Source organism: Amycolatopsis taiwanensis DSM 45107 (assembly GCF_000519205.1).
GTDB classification, from domain to species: domain Bacteria; phylum Actinomycetota; class Actinomycetes; order Mycobacteriales; family Pseudonocardiaceae; genus Amycolatopsis_E; species Amycolatopsis_E taiwanensis.
Genome location: NZ_JAFB01000005.1, coordinates 345,242 through 363,589 on the forward strand (window position 1 = coordinate 345,242; position 18,348 = coordinate 363,589).

The window sequence follows — 18,348 nt, forward strand, 5'->3', positions numbered from 1 at the left end:
CCGTTGAACCAGGTGACCGGCGCACTCCGTGTCCCCCGGGCCCACTTGAGAAGAGCCTTTGTGGAATACCGTCCGGCTGGAGCCACACTGCGCCACGCCGCCGAGAGGCGACCAAGTGCGCCGGTCCCTTTGTTTCTCTGCTACTCAAGCTGTCGGCTACCTAAGCTGTCGAGTTGTGACGGCAAGCGCGCAATCCGGTGCCGCGAAGGTGCAACTGCGGTCCCTCGCCACCATGCCCGGCTTCCCGCGCCTGCTGCTGTCCCGGTTCGCCGCCCAGTGGTCGGACGGAGTCTTTCGCGCCGGGCTGGCCGGGGCGGTGCTGTTCAATCCCGAACGCGGCACCGATCCGCTGACCATCGCCGCCGGTTTCGCGGTGCTCCTGTTGCCTTATTCGCTGATCGGGCCGTTCGCCGGTGCGCTGCTGGACCGCTGGGATCGCCGCCGGGTACTCATAATGGCCAACCTGCTGCGCGGGCTGGCGGTCGCCGGCACGGCCAGCGCGGTCGGGTTCGGTGTGGCGGGCCCCGGCCTGTTCGTTCTCGCACTGATCGTCGAGGGCATTTCGCGGTTCATCGGCTCGGGAATGTCGGCGTCCTTACCGCATGTGGTGCCGGTGAATACGCTGGTGACCGCGAACGCGGTGTCGACCACGCTCGGTTCGGTGGTCTCCGTGCTCGGCGGTGGCTGCGCGATCGGCCTCCGTGCCCTGCTCGGCACCGGCAACACCGGCTCGGCCTGGACGACTTCGATCGCGGTCGTCGGTGCGGTCGTCGCCGCCGCGATCGCCGCGGGTTTCGCGCGCGGCCGTCTCGGCCCGGAAGCGATCGACGAGCCGGCCGACCCGCTGATCGCGGTCGCGCGGGGGTTCGCCGACGGGGCTCGGGCCGCCATGCGGGTGCCGATGGTCACCGCCGGCTTCGTGGCTCTCTTCGCGCACCGCGCGTCTTACGGCATTTCGCTGTTGCTGACCGTGTTGCTCATGCGGTTCTCGTTCACCGACCTCGGCCCGTTCCGTGCCGGGCTGCCCGGGCTGGGACAGATGGCGTTCATGGCCGGCGCGGGCATCCTGCTCGCCGGGTTCTGCACACCCCGCCTGGTGGCGGTCCTCGGCCGGCGCAGGGTGACGCTCGCGGCATTGCTGTCCGCCGCGGCCGCGCAGGCGGGGTTGGGCCTGCCGATGGTGCTGCCGACCGTGCTGATCGCCTCGTTCGTCATCACCTTCGCGGGTCAGGTGCTGAAGTTGTGCGTCGACTCGAGCATCCAGGCGGAAATCGGTGACCAGACGCGCGGCCGGGTCTTCGCGCTCTACGACACCTTGTTCAACATCACGCAGGTGGCCGCGGTCGCGGCAGCCGCCGCGGTCACCCCGCTGAGCGGCCGTTCGCCGCTGCTGCTGCTCGTCGCGACCGCCATCTACCTCATCGGCTGCGCCGGCTACCTGGTGATCGTCCGCCGGGGCGTCCAGGCTTCGTAACTTTTGCCGCCTGATCCGCCCGGCAAGAACCCCTCGCCGGTGCGGATCGGGACCCTCCAGAGCGAGGCGATTCGCTACCGTTCAGCTCAATACCTCCGCGGGAGCCAGTCGTCGACCGGAGCGATGGGCTAGGTTTGACACCGCCTTCTTGACCTTGCAGGGAGAGTCAGTCATGCGGTATCGAGTCGACCTGGCCGACCGGCCGGACGGGTTGTACGCGGTGTGGCAGGGACAGGTCTTCCACGCCCAGCGCTCGACCGCGGACGGCACCCTGCTCCTCACCACGCTGCCCGGGGACGAGGTGCCCGAAGGTTTCGACGCCGAATGGGACTCCCGGCCGGCGAAGGTCGTGCCCGAATCGGAGGCGACGAGCACCTTCAGCCTGCAGACCCACTGCCTGTTCGACGACGAGATCTACCGGGTCGCGCCGGGCGGCGACACCCACGCGCTGACCCTGCGCTGGAGCGGGACGGACGAGACCCGGGCCCGCCAACTCGGGCTGACCGGCCTCGCCGCCACCGCCGGAGTGGACGAGCTCACCGCGGTCTGGCAGGAACGGCACGACCTGGGCGGCGCGCGCCCCGAGCCGGGCACCGGTGAGGAGGAGAGCCTGGTGCGGGCGATCGCCCGCACGCTCCGCGGCATCCTGCCGGACGGCTGGGAGCGGGTCGCCGCGCAGTTCCAGCAGGTCGGGGACTACGCCGAGATCGAGATACGGTCCGTGGGCAGCGGCCTTTCGGTGTCGCTGCCGGCACCGGTCCAGCTCGGACAGCTGTTCGTGGCGCTGCGCGCGGCGATGTACCAGCCGGACACCGGCACCTGGTTCAAGGGCACGCTGACCCTGGAAGCGCCGGCCCAGTTCCACTTCGACTACGACGCGACCAACGAGCCCACCTGGCGCCAGGCACCCGGCAACGGCAGGCTGACCGCCCGCGCCCACGACGCGGAACTGGAGCACTACCCGCGCGACCGCAAGCACGTCCCGGACTGGCTGGCCGCGAAGGCCGGGCTGCCGATGGCCCCGCAGTTCCGCCAGGCCACCCTGAGCGAGAACCTCCAGCCGCTGCCCGCGGACGAGGCCCGCCGGGCGCTGGACTACCTGTACCGGGCGCCGGTCGTGCTGGCCCGTCCTGGACGGCTGCCGGACGCCTTCGCCCCGACCGCGCCACCCGACGTGCCGGACGCGTTCCACACCGACGGAGCCTGGATCTGGCGCGCCTCCGTCCCGCACTACCTGCGCAAATACGGCCTTCCGCCAGAGCCGGAGCTGCTGGAGCGAATCCGCGGCAACTCCTACCGGGTGCCGTTTGTGCCGGCGGAGGTGCGCGCGGCCGCCGAGGCCGAGGTCCTCGGCCAACCGTATCCGCCGACCCCGCCGCCCCCGGACCTCGACGCGGTGACCCTGATCGACCGCGGGGAAGAGCCCCCGATGGGGTTGCGGGCGGCGGAGATACTGACGCTGGTGGAACGGCGGATCACCGAGTACGGCGTTCCGGAGTCGGCATACCGGATCGGTGAGCTCGCCGAGGGTGTGTGGTGCCTGCGGCGCACCGAGGCGAGCTGGGAGGTCAGCGGGCCGGACGGCGCCGAGCCCGCGGCGTTCTCGCACGTCGAGGAGGCCGCGCGATTCCTGCTGGGCTCGCTGCTGCTGTATCCGGCGCGCGTTCCCGACGAGCAGTCACAATCGGCAGACTGGCCGATCATGCCGTTGCGGGGAGAGCCACCGCTGACCATGTTCCGCGCCAAGCGCATGGTCGTGCTCGGCCCGGGAACGATGGTGGCGCGCTTCGGAAACGAGGCGGGCAACCTGGTGCATGAGCCATCAACGCGCTTCCCGGAAGCCTCGCTGACGCCGGACCGGGAGTTGCTGAGACAGGAGTACCGCGTCGTCCGGCCGTTGCGGGTGCTCACCGGCGTGACCCTGCCCTGGGGCCCACTGCCGGGCGGGGCGGTCGGCTACTTCCTGCCGCGCACCCTCGCCCAGCATCTGGAGACCGGTGCCATGGCACGTGCCTAGTCAGGCCTTGCCCTTGTCTTCGCGGATTTCACGCTCGACGTTGGCGATCTGCGCCGCGATCTGCGACATCCCCACCGCGACCATCGAGAACCCGTCGTTGACCTTCTTGTCCAGTCCGTCGACCTTCTTCTCCAGTCCATTGACCTTCTGGTCCAGGCCATTGACCTTCTTATCCAGTCCGCCAAGCTGGTTACCCTGCTTGACCTGAGTTTCGCGCAGCGCTTCCAGTAGGCGCTTGTGAACCTCCATCTGGGATTCCAAGCGGTCCAGCCGGTCGTCCACGCCGCTCAGCCGGTTGTCCACGCCGCTCAGCCGACCCTCCACCTGGTGCAGCCGACCCTCTACACGTTCCAGCCGGTTGTCCACCCGATCCAGTCGGCCCGTCACACCGTCCAGCCTGGTGTGTGCGCGGTCCAACTTGACGTCCACCAGGTCAAACCGAGCCGACATGATGTCTTGGTCCATACGTGCCTCCTCGGACACGCCGAGTGCTCTCGTCGCATCTTCGCGGGCGGCGCGGGCGATCTCAAGTGCTTGGGCAGCCATGCTGTGCTCCGTTTCTTCCGTCATGGCTGCGAAGCTAATGAGCCCAAAAAAGGCCCCTGACCTGCGGACGCGACTTATCGCGGTGTGGTTGTTTCACGTTGAACAATGCGCGACTCACCGGTCCGGTGGCTGGATCCCGTTCTCCTGCGCCCACCGCTCGAGTTCCGCGATGGCCTCCTCGTGGGTGAGCGGACCACGGTCCAGCCGCAGCTCCTTGAGGTGCCGCCACGCCTTGCCGACCAGCGGTCCCGGCGGTAATCCGAGCAGCTTCATGATCTCGTTGCCGTCGAGGTCGGGGCGGACCCGCGCGAGGTCCTCCTCGGCCGCGATCCGCGCGATCCGCTCTTCCAGGTCGTCGTAGGTACGTTGCAGCGCGGCGGCCTTGCGCTTGTTACGCGTCGTACAGTCGGCGCGGACCAGCTTGTGCAGGCGCGGCAGCAGGTCCGCGGCGTCGGTGACGTAGCGCCGGACGGCGGAATCCGTCCACTCGCCCCGCCCATAGCCGTGGAAGCGCAGGTGCAGGAACACCAGCTGGCCCACGTCCTCTACGACCTGCTTCGGGTACTTCAGGGCTCGCAAACGCTTGCGGGCCATTTTCGCGCCGACCACCTCGTGGTGGTGGAAGCTCACCCCGCCGCCGGATTCGAACCGGCGCGTGTCCGGTTTGCCGATGTCGTGCAGCAGCGCGGCCAGGCGCAGCACGAGATCGGGCTCCCAGTTGTCCGCCTTCTCCAGTGCGATCGCCTGGTCCAGCACGGTGAGCGAGTGCTGGTAGACGTCCTTGTGCTGGTGATGTTCGTCGATCGCCAGCCGCATGCCCGGCACCTCGGGCAGCACCATGTCGGCGAGCCCGGTGTCCACCATGAGCTCCAGGCCACGGCGGGGACGTGGCGCGAGGATCAGCTTCGACAGCTCGGTCTGCACGCGTTCGGCGGTGATCCGCGCCAGCTCGCCGGCCATGGCCGTCATCGCCTCGACCACCCGTGGGGCCGGGCTGAAACCGAGCTGCGCCACGAACCGCGTGGCACGCAGCATGCGCAGCGGGTCGTCTGCGAAGGATTCCTCCGGCGTTGCCGGCGTGTCCAGGATCCGGTCGCGTAGCGCCTTCAGCCCATCGTGTGGATCGATGAACTGCTTCGTCGACAATTCGATCGCCATCGCGTTCACGGTGAAGTCCCGGCGCAGCAGGTCACCTTCGATCGTGTCCCCGAAGGTGACCTCGGGGTTGCGGCTCACGCGGTCGTAGGTGTCCGCGCGGAACGTGGTGATCTCCAGCGTCGAGCCGTGCTTGGTCACCCCGATCGTGCCGAACTCGATCCCGGTCTCCCAGACGGCGTCGGCCCAGCCGGACACGATCTTGAGAATCTGGTCGGGGCGCGCGTCCGTGGTGAAGTCGAGATCCGCGGACAACCGGCCGAGCAACGCGTCCCGCACGCTGCCGCCCACCAGATACAACCGATGGCCGGCTCGCGCGAACAACCCGGCGAGATCATCGGCCAGCGGCGAGATCCGCATCAGCTCGGTCACCGCATTCCGCTTGGCGGCGAGTTCGTTCACCAGGATCCAACCACCCACACAGTGCACTTGTCGGATACAGACATGAGAAATCAGCCTACCGATCCACCGAAAGTGAAGGCTCAGCTACGCGTTCGTGACCGCAGAGCGCCCGCAACCACTAGCATCACAGCATGTCTGGATCGGCCGGTCGCGCTACTGGGGGAAGGCCGCGACGCCGGTCGCGACGCCGCCGGGGTAAGCGGATGGCTACGGTCGACGAGACCTCGGCCGGCGGGTTGGTCGTCGATTCCGACCGCCGGCACGCGGTGCTGATCGGGCGGCTGGACCGGCACGGCAAGCTGCTCTGGTCGCTGCCAAAGGGCCACATCGAAGACGGCGAGACGATCGAGCAGACCGCGATGCGTGAAGTGAAGGAGGAAACCGGGATCTCGGCCAGGGTGCTGGAGTCCCTGGGCACCATCGACTACTGGTTCGTGGCCCAACGCCGGCGGGTGCACAAGACCGTGCATCATTTCCTGCTGGAAGCGGTCGGCGGCGAGCTGTCCGACGATGACATCGAAGTCACCGAAGTGGCCTGGGTGCCGATCGCCGAGTTGGAAGCCAGGCTGGCCTACACCGACGAGCGCGCGCTGGTCCGCAAGGCCAGGCGGCTGTTCGGCGACGACGACCGGGTGTCTACAGAAAGGGTCGGGGAGTGAAGCGGTTCGCCGCTGTGGTGCTGGGGGTGCTCTTCGCCGTCCTGTCCACCCCACTCGCCATCGCTCAGCCCGGCCCGGACGGCCCGCGGCTGACGTTGGACATAACCGAGCTGACGCCACGCGTCATCACCCCGTCCTCGACCACGCTCACCGTCGCCGGGACGGTCACCAACACCGGTGATCGCCGCATCAGCGATCTCCGGGCGCGACTCGAACTGGGGGCGAAACAGACCAACGAGCGGCAGCTGCGCGCGGTCATGACCGGGACTCCGGCCAGCGCGGAGTCGAGGTCCACGTTCATCGACATCGAACCCGCGGTCCTGGAACCCGGCCAGTCCGGGCAGCTGAACCTCACGGTGAAGCTCGACGGGACGGGCGGCCTGAAGATCACCGCGCCCGGCGTCTACCCGCTGCTGATCAACATCAACGGCACCCCGGACTACGGCGACCAGGCCCGCCTCGCCGCGCTCAACGTGCTCCTGCCCGTGCTGGGCGCGCCCGGCCACAGCCCGGCGCAGGCTCCCGCCCAGCCCGCCGCCGTCACCATGCTCTGGCCCATCGCGGACACCCGGCCGCGGATCGTCGCCACCCCCTACAACGCCCCGACGCTGCTCGGCGACGACGTGCTCGCGAGCGAGTTACGGCCGGGCGGCCGCCTCGACGCGCTTGTGTCGTCGGCGCTGGCCGTACAGAACAACCCGCAGGTGGCACGTTCGCTGTGCTATGCCATCGACCCCGATCTGCTCGACACCGTCGACGCCATGAGCCGCGGGTACGAGGTGCGCACGCGCACCGGCAACGTGCCGGGTAGTGGCGCCGAGGTGGCGAAGAACTGGCTCGCCGCGCTGCACAGACTGGTCAGCGGCCAGTGTGTGATTCAGTTGCCCTACGCCGACGCGGACCTGTCGGCCTTGGCGAAGGTCCACAACGGAGACCTGATGTCCTACGCGTTGGACACCGGCGGGCGTGTGCAGCAGGTCACCGGGATGCGCCCGCGGGCCGGGGTGGTGTGGGCGGACGGCCCGCTCGACTCGACGGCGCTGGCCGCGCTGAACGGTGTGGGCGTGAACACGATCATCGCCGACCCCGAGGACCTGAACGAGAGCCAGTCGGGCGGCAACGTGACGGTCGGCAGCAATGTGCGCGCCCAGATCGTCGACCCGCTGGCGACCGCCGGCTTCGGTGCTGCCGCCAGGCGGCCGGCGGCGGCCGGTATCGCGCCGGACGATCCCGCGATCGCGACGCAGAACGGGCTGGCCGCGCTCGCCTTCCGCGGCGGCCTTGGCACCAGCACCACCAAGCCCGTGCTCATCGCGCCGCCCCGCCGCTGGAGCGTGCCCACGAGCGAGCTCACCCAGCTGCTGCAGTCCTTCGGCCAGCTGGTGGACAGCAAGATGCTGACCGCCGCACCGCTGGACGACCTGCTCACGCACGCCAGCGCGAACAACGCGGGCAGCGCGACCATGAACTACACCGCCGACGACGTCGCCGCATCGACGCCCACCGACGTGACCGACGAGATGGCCTCGATCGAGGACACGATGTCGGACTTCCGCAACGCCATGACCGTCGATCCGACCCAACAGGTCGACCCCGACCAACTGCTGCTGCCACTGCGTTACGCGCTCGTCCGCAACTGCTCCACCGCGTGGCGCGGTAGCACCGACGCCGCGCAGGTGTCGGTGGGCGATTCCCGGGCCCAGCTCAACACGATGCTCGGCAGCGTCACCGTGGAGACCTCCGAGGTGCCGATCTCGATGGCGTCCGGCTCGGCCCCGCTGCCCGTGTTCGTGCGCAACAACCTTCCGGTGCAGATGGTGGTCCGGATCACCCTGAACAACAACACCGGCCTGCGCCCGGGCGCGGTCCCCGATCGGCTGCTGGTGCCGGCGAGGGGCGGCCTCCCGGTGAAGATCCCGATGGAAGCGCTGCGCGCGGGCAAGTTCGCCGTGACGGTGAACCTGAGCACACCCGACGGGACTCCGCTGGGCCGCCCGGCCGGGTTCGACCTTCGATCCAATGAATACGGTGTGGTAACGCTCGTCCTTACCATCGCTGGTGGAGCGGCCCTGGTGCTGCTGTCGGCGCGTCAGATCTATCGCCGAGTCAGGGCGCGGCGGCAAGGATGACTACCCTGATGTAACCGAGTCGACCGCCGAGGATTGGGCACGCGTTGGAGAGAGAGCCGGGGTGGCCACCCGAGCATCCAGCCGAACGCACCCCTCGGCGGCCTCCGCCTCCGCCTCCGCCCGGGCGGGTACCGCCCCCTGAGCCACCCACACGGCGGCGTGTCCCGCCGGTGAACGGGCGGCGGCAGCCGCTCCCGCCGAGAGGGCAGCAACCGGCCCCGCCGAGGGGGCAACAGCCAGCACCGCCACCGGTACGGCAGCCTCCGCCTCGCCAGCCTCCTCCGTCCGCGCCTCCGCCGCCATCGCGACGTCCGCCGGTGCGGCCGTGGCAGCGCGAACGCCAGCAGGGGCCGCAGGACAGCATGCCCTTCGGCGCGCCACCGCTGCAGCCGAACGACCCGGACGTGACGGTGTTCATCCCGCGCATCGGCGGGGTACCCGCGAGCTCGAAGTGGCCGGTCGCCGACCCGGACGTGCTGCGGCCGTACGACTCCTTCGCCACCCGGATGATGCCCCGGGTACAGCCCACCGCCACCGCCACGTCGGCAGACTCGTTCGGCGAGGGCCCAGGCCTGGACGCCACGGGCTTCCTGCCCCGGGTCACCGAGCCGGCGGCCAAACCGGAGACGCCGTCGCTGGCGAAGTCCAGCAGCCTGATGGCCATCGCCTCGCTGGTCAGCCGGATCACCGGGTTCTTCTGGAAGATCATGCTGGTCTGGGCGGTCGGCACGGGCGTGGTGAACGACTCGTTCAACATCGCCAACACGATGCCCAACATCTTCTTCGAGCTGCTGTTCGGTGGCGTGCTGAGCAGTGTCGTCGTGCCGTTGCTGGTGCGCTCGCAGGACGATCCGGACCGTGGTCAGGCATATACCCAGCGCATGCTGACCGTCGGGCTTACGATTCTGGCGGCGGGCACGGTCGTCGCGGTGCTGGCGGCCCCGGCACTCACGTCCTTGTACGTCGAAGAAGGAACGCAGGCCAATTCCGAGCTGACGACCGCGTTCGCGCGGCTGCTCCTACCGGAGATCTTCTTCTACGGCGTGTTCGCCCTGCTGTCGGCGGTGCTCAACGCCAAGCACATCTTCGGCCCCACGGCCTGGGCACCGGTGATGAACAACGTCGTCGTCATCGTGACACTCGCACTGTTCATGGTCCTGCCGGGCGAGATCAGTCTCGACCCGGTGCGCATGGGCGATGCGAAGGTGCTGGTGCTCGGCATCGGCGTGACCCTGGGCATCGTCGTGCAGGCGGTGTTGCTGGTGCCGCCGCTGTTGCGCTCCGGTTTCCGGTTCCGCTGGCGCTGGGGCATCGACAGCCGGATGAAGGAGTTCGGCGGGATCGCGCTGTGGATTCTCGGCTACGTCGCGGTCAGCCAGATCGGGGTCACCATCAACACCCGCGTGCTGACCCTCGGTGACCCGGGTGGCGTGACCATCTACTCGAACGCCTGGCTGCTGTTCCAGCTGCCGTACGGCGTGATCGGCGTGTCGCTGCTGACCGCGATCATGCCGCGGCTGTCCCGCAACGCCGCCGACGGCGACATCCGCAAGGTCGTCGCCGACCTCTCCTACGCGTCGCGGATCTCGACCGTGATGCTGGTGCCGATCGCCGCAGTGATGAGTGTGATCGGCCAACAGATCGGGGTCGCGCTGTTCAGCGGCGGCGCGAACAGTGCGGCGGAAGCGTCCCGACTCGGGGAGGCGCTGGCCGTATCGGCGTTCGGATTGCTGCCTTACGCGCTGGTCATGCTCCAGCTGCGGGTGTTCTACGCGATGAAGGACGCCCGCACGCCGACGCTGATCATGGTCGTGATGACGGTGGTCAAGATCCCGCTGCTCTACCTGTGCCCGGTGCTGCTCGACGGCAAGCAGGTGGTGCTCGGCGCCATGATGGTCAACTCCCTCACCTTCGTGGTGGGCGCCATGATGGGGCAGGTCTGGCTGTGGGTGAGCCTCGGCAACCTGCGCAGCAAGCGGGTGCTCGGGGTCATCCTGTTCACGGTCGTGGCCAGCGTGCTGGGTGTGCTCGCGGCATGGTTGGTCGGCAAGATCGTGCCCGACTTCGGCCCCCGGATCAGCGCGTGGATCAAGCTGATCCTGCAGGGTCTGGTGGGGCTCGGGGTGTCGTTCGGGGTGCTGGCAGCGCTGAAGGTCGAGGAACTCGCACCGGCGACGAAGCGATTCACCCGATTGGTCAAGCGCAGGTAACAATCGACACACAGATAAGGCGGATTCACGCGTCGTATTCCCGTACCCTCGATACAGGTGCGTGAGAGAGAGCTTGGGGTGAACGAGAAGCGGCACGAGCAACCCGGCGCCGCCCGCGTCGGCGTTCGCGCGCCAGGGGCTTCCCTGGCACCGGGCAGCGTCGTCGGCGATGGCAGGTATCGGCTGCTCGCTCAGTTCGGTATCGACGAGCGTGCCGGCGCCCATCTCTGGCGGGCACGCGACGGGCAACTTCGCCGGGATGTCGCGCTGACGCTGCTGGTTGGTGACCCGGCCGATGCGGAATCCGCGCGAATGGCGCGCAAGACCCTGGAGCGCGCGGCGCATGCCGCGCAGTTTCACCACGATGGCGTCGCCCGCGTGCTCGACGTGCTCAGCCTGGGTAACGGCATCACCTCCAGCGAGGGCCTGCTGGGCGTCGTGGTCACCGAGTGGACCAAGGGCACCGATCTGGTCGACCTGGTCGCCGAGCATCCGGTGGCCCCGCTGCCCGCGGCCCGCATGGTCGGCAAGCTCGCCGAGGCGATCGAGCGCGCGCACCAGTCGGGCCTGGTGCTGGGTCTGGACCACCCGCAGCGGTTACGGCTCACCACCGATGGCACGTTGCGGCTCGCCTTCCCCGGCCCCCTGCCCGACGCCACGCTGCGCGACGACGTCAAGGCGATCGGCGCCGTGCTGTATCTGCTGCTGACCGGCCGGTGGGCACTGCCCGGTGGGCCGGCGGCGCTCCCGTCCGCGCCGCACACGCCCAACGGCCGTCTGGTGCCACCTCGTGCGCTCCAGCCGCAGGTCCCGATCGAGCTGTCCGCGCTGGCGGTCCGCACCATCGAAGACGGCGGCCACGGCGGAATCCGCACCAGCGCGGCGATCCTGCGCGCCCTGGAGATGGCCGTGGAGGCCGAGGAACGGACCCAGCTGATCCAGGCGCAGGCCGCGGCCGGGGTCAGGCCGGACGATGACGGGACGGTCTGGACGACCAAGCGGCCGGTGAAGGACCGGGCCCGGCGGCGAAAGCTGGCCCTGGGCGTGACCGCGCTGGTGGTGGCCGCGGTAGCCATCCTGGCCTGGCTTGGCATGCTCGCGATCAGCTTCTTCCAGACCGATCCGGACACCGGTCCGCCGCTCAACCTGGCGACGCCGACGGCCACGGCCCCGCCGCCGAACAGCGCCGCGCCGCCACCCCCGCCACCACCAGGGCAGGCCCAGATCGGCGCCGCGGTCGTGCCGACCAAGGTCAGCGTGTACAACCCCGACGGCGATGGGGACAACACCAGCCGGGCCAACAAGACCATCGACGGCGATCCGAGCAGCACCTGGCGCACCGACCAGTACAACCAGCAGTTCCCGACGGTCAAGAAGGGCGTGGGCCTGATCGCGACCTTCAACGATCCGGTCAACCTGGCGAAGGTCACCATCGCGGGCGGCTCCGCGGACACCGTGGTCGAGCTCCGCACCGCCGACTCCGCCAACCCGGACCTGTCCGCCACGCACGTGGTCGGCACGGCCACGCTGAACGGCCCGTCCACCGACATCACGCTCCAGCAGCCGCAGCGCACCCAGTACGTGATCGTGTGGATCACGCAGCTGGCCAAGAACGGCGGCAAGTACCAGTCGCAGATCGGCGAGCTGACCTTCCTGCCGGCCACCTGAGGATCTCCACCGCGCTCTCGCCGAAGAGTCACGGCCTCGCAGACGCCCGCCGGTTCAGAACAGTAGGCTCCATCGGGTGACCGCAGCTGTACCGACCGACGCCGATCTCATCACGCGGCACGCGTCAGGTGATCCCCAAGCGTTCAGCGAACTGGTGCGGCGGCATCGCGACCGGATGTGGGCGGTAGCGATGCGCACGCTGCGCGACCCCGAAGAGGCGGCCGACGCCCTGCAGGACGCGTTCATCTCCGCCTTCCGTGCCGCCGGGAACTTCCGAGCCGAGTCCCAGGTGACCACCTGGCTGCACCGGATCGTGGTGAACGCATGCCTGGACCGGGTGCGTCGCAAACAATCCAGGCCCACGGTGCCGCTGGGGGAAAGCGGGCTCAACGAGCCCGCCACCCCACGCGACTCGATATCCGACCGGGAGACCCGCCTGGTCGTCAAGGAGGCGCTGGACCAACTGCCGGAGGATCAGCGCGCGCCGATCGTGCTGGTCGACATCGAGGGGTACTCGGTGAGCGAGACCGCTCGACTGCTCGGCATCGCCGAGGGCACGGTCAAGAGCAGATGTGCTCGAGGTCGCGCAAAACTGGCCAAAGTTCTCGGTCACCTGCGGAACCCCGATGCGATTGCGAACGTCCCAGGTCCCGAAAGCAAACGACCGCGGCGGGGGGATGCATGAGCGACACCCAGGAAACTCGGCTCGTGCGACCCGACCAGGTGGGGATGCCCCGCAGGACGCTGTCGGGCGAGAGGGAGGGACGATGACGGACGAGAGTCGGGGGATCGAGGCTGCCGGTCCGCCGTGGTCTGTCGATCTGCTCGCCGACCTGCAGGCCGGGGTACTCGACGAGGCCGAGGCGCAGCGGCTGTGGCCGCAGGTCAACGCGGATCCCGAAGCGCGAGCGATCATCGAGGCGCTCGAATCGACGACCGCCGACCTGGCCGCCCTGGGGTCGGCACCCGCCCCGCCGATGCCGGACGACGTGGCCGCGCGGCTCGACGCGGCACTTGCCAGGGAAGCCGAGCAGGCCTTCGGCCTGGCGCCGGTGGTAAGCATCGATGCCGCACGACGCCGCCGCAACAAGCGCATCGGGTGGATCAGCGGGCTGGTCGCGGTGGCGGCCGCGGCGGTGGTCGCCGTGGCGGTCGCACTGCCGAACGGCGGGACCACCGGTGGTAACCCCGTCGCGCAGCCCCCGCAGGCCGGCCAGGGGGGCCCGCTCGTGGTGCAATCCGACCATCCGGAAGCGGTGGTCGGCCAGCTGAACGGGTCGAAGGACTACGGCGGGCTCGGCAGCGCGGACAAGCTCGCCGCCTGCCTGCAGGCCGCGGGGTTCGCGCCCACCGCCAGTCCGATCGGGGTTCGCCCAGGCACGATCGACGGTCAGCAGGCCGTCCTCGTGCTGCTGACCACCGGCAAGACCGCGCAATTCCGACTTGTCGCGTTCGCTCCCACGTGCGGCGCGGGTAACAGCGGCGTCCTGCTGGACAAGGTGATCGGCAACTAGCTGGGGGTCGACCGGACTTGCTCACCAGTCGGCCCTGTGGAAGCGAGCCTCCCACAGGGCCGCCGTACGGGGCCGCACTGATTTCGCCGGCCTCGCCGCTGGTCAGTCGAGGCAGAACTCGTTGCCCTCGGGGTCGGCCAGCACGATGTGACCGGCGCCGAGCGGGGGAGCCGGCTCGTAGCGACGTATCCGGGTCGCTCCCAGCGCGACGAGCCGGTCACACTCGGCCTCCAGCGCCGCCATCCGCTCCTCTCCGTGCAGTCCGGGAGCCGCACGGACATCGAGGTGGACGCGGTTCTTGGCGGCTTTGCCCTCCGGCACCTGCTGGAAGAACAGCCGTGGGCCATGCCCGTCCGGGTCCTCGACGGCCGATCTCGTGTTGCGCTGGTCCTCCGGTACGCCGACCCGCGCGAGGAAGTCGTCCCACGCGGCCAGCGGGTCGACACCCTCGGGCAGATCGACTCCGGGCGGGCCGGGATGTACGTAGCCCAGTACGTCGCGCCAGAAGGACGACAGCGCCCTCGGTCGCGGGCGTCGAAGGTGACCTGGGTGTGGCGGCTCATCGGGTTGTTCCGTTCGTGGCGGGTTTCGTGTGCAGGTAGAGGTCGCGCAGCAGGCAAACCTCGGACAGGTGGTGGATCAGCTCGCGGTTGATGTGCAACACCAGCGCTGCCATCGGATGCTCCGCATACGGTCCCTCCGCCTCCCCGCACGGGCGGGCGAGACCGGTTTCGCCGAGCGACTCGACGCCGGCCGACCACGTGGCGTATTCGGACTCGAGCTGGGCCAGCGCCGCGGCGGCGGTCGGGGCGTACTCGAACGACTGATAGTCGGTGGACGCGCGACCGAAGTGCGCGGCATTGCGCATCGCAAGCACGCCGACGATCACGTGTCCGAGCCGCCAGGCGATCGTCGTGAACGGTGCCGGGTCGGGCATGGGTATCGCGAAATCGATGGTCATCGCGCCGGATCCGGCCTGCACCGGTGCGGTGCCGGTACCGCGTGGACGCACGTTCCAGCAGCCGGGCGCCGGCTCCCAGAAGTACTCGTCGTCGGTGAGTCCGTCGAGGCGACCGCGCAGCTGGTTGGTCCAATGCCAATCGATCTGTTCGCGGAGTTGCGAGTTCCAATCGGTCATGGTCCCAGCCTGTCGCAGATAGCGGACAGGATCGTTCCGTGATCAATGGAACAATCGAGCACATGACCGTCGAGGCGACGACCGAGCGGGTGCTGCGGTTACTGGCGCTGCTGCAACGGCGGCCGTCCTGGACCGCCACCGAGCTCGCCGCCGAACTGGGCGTCACCGACCGTTCGGTGCGCCGTGACGTGGAGCGGCTGCGCGCGCTCGGCTACCCCGTGCACGCGACGGCTGGCGTCGGTGGCGGCTACCAGCTCGGCGCGGGCACCCGCCTGCCGCCGCTGCTCCTCGACGACGATGAGGCGATCGCGACGGCGGTTTCCCTGCGCCTGGCGTCGGGAGGCACGGTCGCCGGGGCAGGCGAGGCGGCCCTGCGGGCGCTCGCGAAGCTCGACCAGGTGATGCCGCCCCGGCTGCGCGCCGAGGTACGGGCGGTGCACGGCGCCACCGAGACCCTCGTCGATCCCGGGATCAAGGTCGACCCGGAGCTGCTGGTGACGCTCGCGCGGGCCTGCCGCGACGCCGTGCGGGTGCGGTTCTCCTACACCGGCCGTGACGGCGGGGAGCGCGAGCGCATGGTCGAGCCGGTGCGGATGGTCGCCACCAGCCGCCGCTGGTACCTGATGGCCTGGGACCTCGACCGTGCGGACTGGCGCACCTTCCGACTGGACCGGATGCGCGAGGTGGTGGCGACGACCTGGCGCTTCCGAGCGAGGGAGCATCCGGACCCGGTCGCCCACGTCCAGCGGTCCACGGCCGAGGCGCCGTACCGGTATCTCGCCCGGGTGCGGGTGCGCGCCCGGGCCGGCCAGGTGCGGGAGCTGGTGCCGCCGCAAGCCGGACGTGTCGAGGACGACCGCGACGGGTGGTGCGTGCTCGTCGCCGGTGGAGACGACCTGGACTGGATGGCCATGCATGTCGCCCGGCTGGGTTTCGAGGCAGAAGTGCTGGAGCCGCCGGAGCTGCGGGAAGCCGCCGCCCGGCTCGCCCGTCGCCTCGCGGCGATGGCCAGGGCCGGGCGCGCCGAGGCCAATTAGGGACCGCCGGCACGCCCGAGCGCCGTTCACCGCCGCGCGTGCCGCAGCGAGTGAGCGGCGAAGGCGAGACACGCGAAGACAACCGCCACTCCGATGACGACCGGCGCCGGGGCCGTCAAGCCGTTCAGCGCCAAGTACCACACGGGTAGGTAGACGGCCTGGAAAAGCCGTTGAGTGCGCCCGATCTCGCCCAGCGCCGGGGCAAGTGACGGAAGGACCGCCAGCACCCCGGCGGCCGACAGCAGCGCGAGCCGGGTGAGGACGAAGGCGGCATCGGGCGCCAGCCCCGGCCACACGAACGTCCGCAATGGATAGTCGAGGTACATCAGCGCACCGGCCGCGGTCACGGCCAGGACCGGCAGCGTGATCAGCACGAACGGCAGCAGCAGGCAGCTGTTGCGCCGTCCCAGCGATCGGGTGCACCGGCTGTCCTACCGGGAACGGGAGGTGCTCGCGCTGATCGCGGAAGGGCACTCCAACACCGCGATCGCCAAGCGGCTCGTCGTGTCCGAGGCGGCCGTGGGCAAGCACATCGGCAACATCCTCGCCAAACTGGACCTGCCCCCGGCGGACGACGTCAACCGCCGTGTCCTCGCCGTGCTGGCCTACCTCCGGCACAGCGACGACTAGCTGGTTGCTTCCGAGACGACTGTGTGACGTAACCGCCGTAGACAGAATGAGGCCGGACCGCGTGGATTGCCGGAAAAGTCGTTTCCACCGCGGAAGGGCTGGTGCCAAGATCCGCGCATGTCCGTATCTCGTCGCGAACTGCTGCGCTGGCAGTTCGACCTGACCTGGTCGCTGTTCGAAGTTCATCTGGACCAGCTGGAGCCCGGGGACTTCCTGTGGGAGCCCGCGAACTGCTGCTGGACGATGCGCCGGGGCGACGACGGGGCATGGGTGCCGGACTGGGCGGACACCGAACCGGCTCCCATCCCGGTGCCCACCATCGGCTGGGTCACCTGGCACATCGGCTGGTGGTGGTCCGTGACCATCGACCACGCCCGGGGGCGGACGCCACGGGACCGGACCGAGGTCGAGTGGCCCGGCGCCGGGCAGCAGACCATCGACTGGTTGCGCGGTCTGGCCGCGGACTGGCTTGCGGTGCTGGACCGCCTCACCGACGCCGAGCTGGACGCCACCGCGCCGTTCCCGTGGCAGAACGACCCCGAGATGACCGTGGCGCACATGGCCGGCTGGGTGAACGCCGAACTCATGAAGAACGTCACCGAGATCGGCCAACTCCGGTTGCTGCGCGCCGCCTCGTAACCGCCGAGCCCACCCGACGCGACGCGCATCACGACCCGGGAACACACGACCCTACGATCGTGTTGATCCAGGTACGCGGGTCACAACGAGCGGAGGACACGGTGGCAGCGCAGGACGTTCGGAATCTCATCATCGTGGGATCGGGACCGGCCGGGTACACAGCGGCCGTCTACGCCGCACGCGCCCAGCTGGAACCGCTCGTATTCGAGGGATCGCAGTTCGGCGGTGCGCTCATGACCACGACCGACGTGGAGAACTTCCCGGGGTTCCGGGACGGCATCATGGGCCCGGACCTCATGGAAGAGATGCGCAAGCAGGCCGAGCGCTTCGGTGCCGAGCTGCGCGCGGAGGACGTCGAGGAACTCGAGCTGACCGGCGACATCAAGTACGTCACCGCGAACGGCGTCCGGTACGCGGCCAGGGCCGTGATCCTGGCCATGGGTGCCGCGGCCCGGTATCTCAACGTGCCCGGTGAGCAGGAGCTGCTCGGGCACGGTGTTTCGTCGTGCGCGACCTGTGACGGCTTCTTCTTCCGTGACCAGGACATCGCGGTGATCGGCGGTGGCGACTCCGCGATGGAGGAGGCGACCTTCCTGACCAAGTTCGCCCGGTCGGTGACGATCGTGCACCGGCGGGAGGAGTTCCGCGCCTCGCGGATCATGCTGGAGCGCGCGCGGGCGAACGAAAAGATCCGCTGGAAGCTCAACACGGTTGTCACCGAGGTGCTCGGCGACAACAAAGTCGAGGGCGTCAAGGTACGCGACACCGTGACCGGCGAGGAGTCGACGCTCGACGTGACCGGTTACTTCGTGGCCATCGGGCACGACCCCCGCAGTGGGCTCGTGCGCGGACAGGTGGACCTCGACGACCAGGGTTACGTGCTGACGCGGGGCCGCACCACCTACACCAGCCTCGAGGGCGTCTTCGCGGCCGGTGACCTGGTCGACCACACCTACCGGCAGGCCATCACCGCGGCGGGTCTGGGCGCCAGTGCGGCCATCGACGCCGAACGCTGGCTGGCCGAGAACGCCGGCACCGAGGTTGCCGAGATGGCTACCGAACTCGTCGGCGGCGGGTACGGCTCAGGCAAATAAAGGGGGTCTGCCCCCACCGGCACTGCCACAAGCGAG

16 protein-coding genes and 1 pseudogene are annotated in these 18,348 nt (G+C 69.5%); 12 read left to right on the top strand and 5 right to left on the bottom strand.

The features are described 5' to 3' along the window. The first annotated feature begins 232 nt into the window (after window positions 1-232). Window positions 233-1,474 carry an MFS transporter gene (locus A3CU_RS0106555; RefSeq protein ID WP_043840723.1) on the top strand — a complete coding sequence of 414 codons (1,242 nt, stop codon included), beginning with the start codon at window positions 233-235 and terminating at the stop codon, window positions 1,472-1,474. Between the two features lie 172 nt (window positions 1,475-1,646). Beyond that, the gene (locus tag A3CU_RS0106560; RefSeq protein WP_027941606.1) at window positions 1,647-3,491 is read left to right on the top strand and encodes a TNT domain-containing protein; all 1,845 of its coding nucleotides are present in this window, start codon (window positions 1,647-1,649) and stop codon (window positions 3,489-3,491) included. On the opposite strand, the gene A3CU_RS43700 is transcribed toward A3CU_RS0106560, so the two are convergent. Continuing rightward, window positions 3,492-4,061 (bottom strand): hypothetical protein, encoded by a 570-nt coding sequence (locus A3CU_RS43700; protein ID WP_156960256.1) that lies wholly within the window; start codon window positions 4,059-4,061, stop codon window positions 3,492-3,494. Between the two features lie 90 nt (window positions 4,062-4,151). Continuing rightward, window positions 4,152-5,594, bottom strand: a complete 1,443-nt coding sequence (locus A3CU_RS0106570; protein ID WP_052371512.1) for a CCA tRNA nucleotidyltransferase — start codon at window positions 5,592-5,594, stop codon at window positions 4,152-4,154. A gap of 131 nt (window positions 5,595-5,725) precedes the next feature. Between A3CU_RS0106570 and A3CU_RS0106575 the strand changes: the two genes are divergently transcribed. The 6 genes from A3CU_RS0106575 to A3CU_RS0106605 all read left to right on the top strand — a co-directional run bounded on the left by A3CU_RS0106575 (window position 5,726) and on the right by A3CU_RS0106605 (window position 13,774). Next, window positions 5,726-6,253 (top strand): NUDIX hydrolase, encoded by a 528-nt coding sequence (locus tag A3CU_RS0106575; protein WP_027941608.1) that lies wholly within the window; start codon window positions 5,726-5,728, stop codon window positions 6,251-6,253. After that, on the top strand, window positions 6,250-8,382 hold the full coding sequence (locus tag A3CU_RS0106580) for a DUF6049 family protein (RefSeq protein ID WP_027941609.1): 2,133 nt from the start codon (window positions 6,250-6,252) through the stop codon (window positions 8,380-8,382). Before A3CU_RS0106575 ends, A3CU_RS0106580 begins: the two co-directional genes overlap by 4 nt. Before the next feature lie 317 nt (window positions 8,383-8,699). Further along, window positions 8,700-10,592: a murein biosynthesis integral membrane protein MurJ gene (murJ, locus tag A3CU_RS0106590; RefSeq protein WP_052371498.1), complete on the top strand. Its 1,893-nt coding sequence runs from the start codon at window positions 8,700-8,702 to the stop codon at window positions 10,590-10,592. A gap of 78 nt (window positions 10,593-10,670) precedes the next feature. Further along, complete coding sequence (locus tag A3CU_RS0106595; RefSeq protein ID WP_027941612.1) at window positions 10,671-12,260, top strand: protein kinase family protein; 1,590 nt, start codon at window positions 10,671-10,673, stop codon at window positions 12,258-12,260. A 76-nt stretch (window positions 12,261-12,336) separates the two neighbouring features. Then, window positions 12,337-12,945: an RNA polymerase sigma factor SigM gene (gene sigM, locus A3CU_RS0106600; protein WP_027941613.1), complete on the top strand. Its 609-nt coding sequence runs from the start codon at window positions 12,337-12,339 to the stop codon at window positions 12,943-12,945. Between the two features lie 82 nt (window positions 12,946-13,027). Next, window positions 13,028-13,774: a hypothetical protein gene (locus tag A3CU_RS0106605; RefSeq protein ID WP_027941614.1), complete on the top strand. Its 747-nt coding sequence runs from the start codon at window positions 13,028-13,030 to the stop codon at window positions 13,772-13,774. Between the two features lie 102 nt (window positions 13,775-13,876). Here A3CU_RS0106605 and A3CU_RS43705 read toward each other — a convergent pair. Both A3CU_RS43705 and A3CU_RS0106615 read right to left on the bottom strand, forming a co-directional pair. Further along, a pseudogene (locus A3CU_RS43705) lies at window positions 13,877-14,337 on the bottom strand (VOC family protein). After that, window positions 14,334-14,912 carry a DinB family protein gene (locus A3CU_RS0106615; protein ID WP_027941615.1) on the bottom strand — a complete coding sequence of 193 codons (579 nt, stop codon included), beginning with the start codon at window positions 14,910-14,912 and terminating at the stop codon, window positions 14,334-14,336. The pseudogene A3CU_RS43705 and the gene A3CU_RS0106615 overlap by 4 nt, the downstream one beginning before the upstream one ends. Window positions 14,913-14,974: 62 nt before the next feature. Between A3CU_RS0106615 and A3CU_RS0106620 the strand changes: the two genes are divergently transcribed. Beyond that, window positions 14,975-15,949 carry a helix-turn-helix transcriptional regulator gene (locus A3CU_RS0106620; RefSeq protein WP_027941616.1) on the top strand — a complete coding sequence of 325 codons (975 nt, stop codon included), beginning with the start codon at window positions 14,975-14,977 and terminating at the stop codon, window positions 15,947-15,949. Between the two features lie 26 nt (window positions 15,950-15,975). Here the strand turns inward: A3CU_RS0106620 and A3CU_RS0106625 are convergent, their stop codons facing one another. Continuing rightward, window positions 15,976-16,323, bottom strand: a complete 348-nt coding sequence (locus A3CU_RS0106625; protein ID WP_027941617.1) for a hypothetical protein — start codon at window positions 16,321-16,323, stop codon at window positions 15,976-15,978. Here A3CU_RS0106625 and A3CU_RS0106630 point away from each other — a divergent pair. The 3 genes from A3CU_RS0106630 to trxB all read left to right on the top strand — a co-directional run bounded on the left by A3CU_RS0106630 (window position 16,313) and on the right by trxB (window position 18,312). Beyond that, window positions 16,313-16,579 (top strand): response regulator transcription factor, encoded by a 267-nt coding sequence (locus tag A3CU_RS0106630; RefSeq protein ID WP_027941618.1) that lies wholly within the window; start codon window positions 16,313-16,315, stop codon window positions 16,577-16,579. The genes A3CU_RS0106625 and A3CU_RS0106630 overlap by 11 nt on opposite strands. A 117-nt stretch (window positions 16,580-16,696) precedes the next feature. Further along, window positions 16,697-17,218 carry a DinB family protein gene (locus tag A3CU_RS0106635; RefSeq protein ID WP_027941619.1) on the top strand — a complete coding sequence of 174 codons (522 nt, stop codon included), beginning with the start codon at window positions 16,697-16,699 and terminating at the stop codon, window positions 17,216-17,218. A gap of 101 nt (window positions 17,219-17,319) precedes the next feature. Next, entirely contained in the window at window positions 17,320-18,312 is a 993-nt protein-coding gene (gene trxB / locus A3CU_RS0106640) for a thioredoxin-disulfide reductase (RefSeq protein ID WP_027941620.1), read from the top strand. Window positions 18,313-18,348: the final 36 nt, after the last annotated feature.

What these genes read in the sequence shown, in the direction of transcription:
- A3CU_RS0106555 (WP_043840723.1), top strand. Translation starts at nt 233, where the DNA reads ATGCCCGGCTTCCCGCGCCTGCTGCTGTCCCGGTTCGCCGCCCAGTGG.
- A3CU_RS0106560 (WP_027941606.1), top strand. Translation starts at nt 1,647, where the DNA reads ATGCGGTATCGAGTCGACCTGGCCGACCGGCCGGACGGGTTGTACGCG.
- A3CU_RS43700 (WP_156960256.1), bottom strand. Translation starts at nt 4,061, where the DNA reads ATGACGGAAGAAACGGAGCACAGCATGGCTGCCCAAGCACTTGAGATC.
- A3CU_RS0106575 (WP_027941608.1), top strand. Translation starts at nt 5,726, where the DNA reads ATGTCTGGATCGGCCGGTCGCGCTACTGGGGGAAGGCCGCGACGCCGG.
- A3CU_RS0106605 (WP_027941614.1), top strand. Translation starts at nt 13,028, where the DNA reads ATGACGGACGAGAGTCGGGGGATCGAGGCTGCCGGTCCGCCGTGGTCT.
- A3CU_RS0106615 (WP_027941615.1), bottom strand. Translation starts at nt 14,912, where the DNA reads ATGACCGATTGGAACTCGCAACTCCGCGAACAGATCGATTGGCATTGG.
- A3CU_RS0106620 (WP_027941616.1), top strand. Translation starts at nt 14,975, where the DNA reads ATGACCGTCGAGGCGACGACCGAGCGGGTGCTGCGGTTACTGGCGCTG.
- A3CU_RS0106635 (WP_027941619.1), top strand. Translation starts at nt 16,697, where the DNA reads ATGTCCGTATCTCGTCGCGAACTGCTGCGCTGGCAGTTCGACCTGACC.